This is a genomic window from Mesorhizobium sp. (genome assembly GCF_024509055.1).
Taxonomy (GTDB): Bacteria; Pseudomonadota; Alphaproteobacteria; order Rhizobiales; family Rhizobiaceae; genus Mesorhizobium.
In genome coordinates, this window is the sequence record NZ_JANINM010000167.1 from 1 (window position 1) to 3,578 (window position 3,578).

The following is a 3,578-nucleotide window of genomic DNA, read 5'->3' on the forward strand; positions in this document are numbered from 1 at the left end:
TAGTCCACGGCGGCGACCGGATCGTGGATGGAACAAGGGCCGACGATGACTACCAGTCGATCGTCGGCCCCCGTGAGAATGGAATGGATGGCGTTGCGCGATGTGGCGACGGTGCGTGTCGCCGTCAGCGTGCGCGGTATCTCGCGCATCACCTGGTCCGGCGTGCTCAGTTCTCGAATTTCCTGGACCCGAAGGTCGTCTGTGGTGGTCAACACGGCTTTCTGCTCCTGATTTAGGAGACCTGCCGGCTGAAACGAAAAAGCCGCCAGGTCTGGCGGCTTTTCGGATTTGATGCTGCAATCTTCAGATCGAGCGCAATCCTCCCGCCGCCAGCGAGGTGCCGTAATAAAAGTACCAAAACGAGGCGGACAGGTGGATCATGCGGCTCATATAGTCGATGTCGGCGCGCTTGTCACTACTCCCCTATTACCCCCGCCACGTTCTGGTCGTAGTCGACCAGCGACCCGGTCATGACGCCGGCCTGGGGGCTGACCATGTAAGTGATCAGCCGGGCAAGCTGAGCTGGCTTAACAAGCTGGCCCATCGGCTGCGCCGCTTCGGCCTTTTCCAGCCAGTCGTCGGGTGCGTCGTGCCATTTCTTCTGCACGATCGCCTCGCCTTCGGTGTCCATCCAGCCGGGCAGCACGGCGTTGCAGCGAATGCGGTTCCGCCGATAGGAGCTCGCGACGTTCTTGGTCAGCGTCATCAGCGCGCCCTTGCTGGTCGAATAGGGCGTGAGGAACGACTGGCCGGCATGCGCCGACATCGACAGCACATTGACGATCGAGCCCGGCGCCTTGCGCTCCAGGAGATGCGCGACCAGACCCTGCATCAGGAAGAAGGGGCCGCGCACGTTGGTATCGAATATCTGATCGAAAAGCTCCTCGGAGGTTTCGATCAGCGAGCCGCGCGCGGAGGTGGCGGCGGCGTTGACCAGCGCGTTCAGCGTGCCGAAATGAGTGATCGCTGTCGCGACGGCGCGCTTGCAGTCGGCGACCTTTGCGACGTCGGCGCTGATGAAGATCGCATCGACGCCGTTCTTCTTCAGCGCCGCGACGGCCTTGTCGCCCTTCTCCTGCGAGCGGCCGATGAGCGCCAGCGCGCGACAACCCTCGTCCGCCAAGGCCTCGGCGACGGCGAAGCCGATGCCCTGTGCGCCGCCGGTGACGATGGCGCGCGTTTCATGATTGCGACCGGCCAAACCGCTCATCGCTCTGCTCCTGTGTTTTTGAGTACCAATGCATTTTCAAAGATTCATTGAGGTTCGTATCGGTTGCCCGATGTCTTGCCGCAACGTTGATAACTTGGTCGAAGCGTCCTCGACTTCGTCATCCTAGGGCGAAGCAGGAGCGGAGCTCCGTCGCGCAGACCCTAGGATCCATGCCGTGCCTCCGGCCGAAGAACGAGACAGGGCAGAATCCGTGCCGGCAGTATCGCTCCGATGTAACGGCATGGATCCTCGGGTCTGCGCGCGTCGCTTCGCTCCTTGCTCCGCCCGTGGATGACGACGTGACCAGCGTTCCGGCTAATCTCCAAGTGTTGGAGACCGACAATCCGGTCGCCACCGAAACACCTGCCTCATCGCGTCAATCGACGCGCACGGTCTTGCCCGTCTGGGCCGACTTCAGTGCCGCGTCGGCCAACTTCAGCGCAACCAGCCCATCCTTGCCGCTCGGCGATGCTGCCTTGCCGGCGCTCTTGGCCGCGATGAAGGCCGCGATCTCGTTGGCGTAGGCGTCGATGTAACGGGTCATGAAGAAGTCGTGCAGTGGCGGGCGGGTATAGCCCTTGTCGTTGGCAAGCTCGATCGACACCGGACGCTGGTTCTCGGCCGCGACCATGCCTTTCGAACCGTGCACCTCGATGCGCTGGTCGTAGCCGTAGGTGGCGCGGCGCGAGTTGGAGATGACGGCCTGCTTGCCGGACGCCGTCTCAAGGATGACGCTGACCGAGTCGAAGTCGCCCGCCTCGCCGATCTTCTTGTCGACCAGCACCGAGGCATGCGCGCTGACCGCCACCGGCTCTTCGCCGAGCAGGAAGCGCGCCATGTCGAAGTCATGGATGGTCATGTCGCGGAAGATGCCGCCGGAGCGGGCGATGTAGTCGAGCGGCGGCGCGCCGGGATCGCGGGACGTGATGGTGACCATCTCGACCGCGCCGACGGCGCCGTCGTCGATCGCCTTGCGGACGGCGGCGAAATGCGGATCGAAGCGGCGGTTGAAGCCGACCATCAGCGTGGCGCCGGTCTTTTCCACCACCGCCAGGCACTTCTCTACACGCTTGACGCTGAGGTCGATCGGCTTCTCGCAGAAGATCGCCTTGCCGGCCTTGGCGAAGCGCTCGATCAAGTCGGCATGGGTGTCGGTCGGCGTGCAGATGATAACGGCGTCGATGTCCTTGGCCTTCTCGACGGCGTCGATCGTGCGCACTTCAGCGCCATAGGCGGAGGCCAGTTCCGTCGCGGCCTTCTCGAAGGCGTCGGCGACGGCCACGAGTTTGGCCTGCGGGTTGGAGGCAACAGCGCGGGCATGCACCTTGCCGATGCGGCCGGCGCCGAGAAGAGCGAAGCGGAGGGTCATGAAAAGTCCTTCGAGGATGGGGATTAAAGGTATCCGCGCCTGCCCGGCGCAGTTGATTGGCTGGTTCGTCGTGACGCCGTCAGGCGGCCTGGAGTTCCGCCTGCCCGGTCTTGGCGCCGGTGATGTAGGCGACGATGTCATTGCCGTCGGTGTCCTGCTTGCGCAGGTTGGCGACGATGCGGCCACGGCGGAAGACGACGATGCGGTCGACCAGGTCGAACACCTGGCGCATGTTGTGGCTGATCAGGATCAGTGGCTCGCCGTTCTCCTTCAGCGTGCGGATGATGTTTTCGACCTGTGCGGTCTCCTGCACGCCGAGCGCCGCCGTCGGCTCGTCCATGATGATCAGCTTGGAGGCGAAAGTGGCGGTCCTGGCGATCGCCACGCACTGACGCTGGCCGCCGGACATGTGGCGGATGGTGCTCGAGAGGTTCGGGATCTTCACCGCCGTGCGGATCAGCGCCGCCTCGGTCGCCTTGCGCATCGCCTTGCGGTCGAGGATCGAGAACGGGCCGAGGTTGATCAGCACCTTCTCGCGGCCGAGGAACAGGTTCGACGGAACGTCGAGATCGTCGGCAAGGGCGAGGTTCTGGAACACGGTTTCGATGCCAGCCTCGCGCGCCTCGATCGGCCCGGCGAAATTGACCTCCTTGCCGTCAAACCAGACCTTGCCGCCGGTGCGTTGCTCGACACCGGTGATCTGGCGCACGAAGGTCGACTTGCCGGCGCCATTGTCGCCCATGATGGCCACGTGCTCGCCCTTGCGCAGCTCGAAGTTCGCCTCCTGAAGTGCGTGCACGCCGCCATAGTGCTTGGTGAGGTTTTCGGTCTTCAGAACGATGTCCGACATGGTCAAGCTCCTATCGCGCGGCGGCGCTGGCGCCATTGATCGAGAACGACCGCGCCGACGATGATCACGCCCTTCACCATCTCCTGATAGTAGGCGTCGAGGCGCAGGAAGGTGAAGCCGGAAATGATGACGCCGAAGATCAGCGAGCC

General features: G+C 63.7%; 3 protein-coding genes and 2 pseudogenes. All 5 read right to left on the reverse strand.

The window, feature by feature from the left end; translation table 11 throughout:
- Positions 1-215 (reverse strand): annotated as a pseudogene (locus Q0L57_RS08130) (3-deoxy-7-phosphoheptulonate synthase); the annotation flags it as partial.
- Between the two features lie 200 nt (positions 216-415).
- Positions 416-1,210 (reverse strand): SDR family oxidoreductase, encoded by a 795-nt coding sequence (locus Q0L57_RS08135; protein WP_296740930.1) that lies wholly within the window; start codon positions 1,208-1,210, stop codon positions 416-418.
- Positions 1,211-1,586: 376 nt separating this feature from the next.
- Positions 1,587-2,579 (reverse strand): inositol 2-dehydrogenase, encoded by a 993-nt coding sequence (gene iolG / locus Q0L57_RS08140; protein ID WP_296740932.1) that lies wholly within the window; start codon positions 2,577-2,579, stop codon positions 1,587-1,589.
- A 79-nt stretch (positions 2,580-2,658) separates the two neighbouring features.
- On the reverse strand, positions 2,659-3,429 hold the full coding sequence (locus Q0L57_RS08145) for an ATP-binding cassette domain-containing protein (protein WP_296740935.1): 771 nt from the start codon (positions 3,427-3,429) through the stop codon (positions 2,659-2,661).
- Between the two features lie 2 nt (positions 3,430-3,431).
- Positions 3,432-3,578, reverse strand: a pseudogene (locus Q0L57_RS08150) (ABC transporter permease); the annotation flags it as partial.

What these genes read in the sequence shown, in the direction of transcription:
- Q0L57_RS08135 (WP_296740930.1), bottom strand. Translation starts at nt 1,210, where the DNA reads ATGAGCGGTTTGGCCGGTCGCAATCATGAAACGCGCGCCATCGTCACC.
- iolG (WP_296740932.1), bottom strand. Translation starts at nt 2,579, where the DNA reads ATGACCCTCCGCTTCGCTCTTCTCGGCGCCGGCCGCATCGGCAAGGTG.
- Q0L57_RS08145 (WP_296740935.1), bottom strand. Translation starts at nt 3,429, where the DNA reads ATGTCGGACATCGTTCTGAAGACCGAAAACCTCACCAAGCACTATGGC.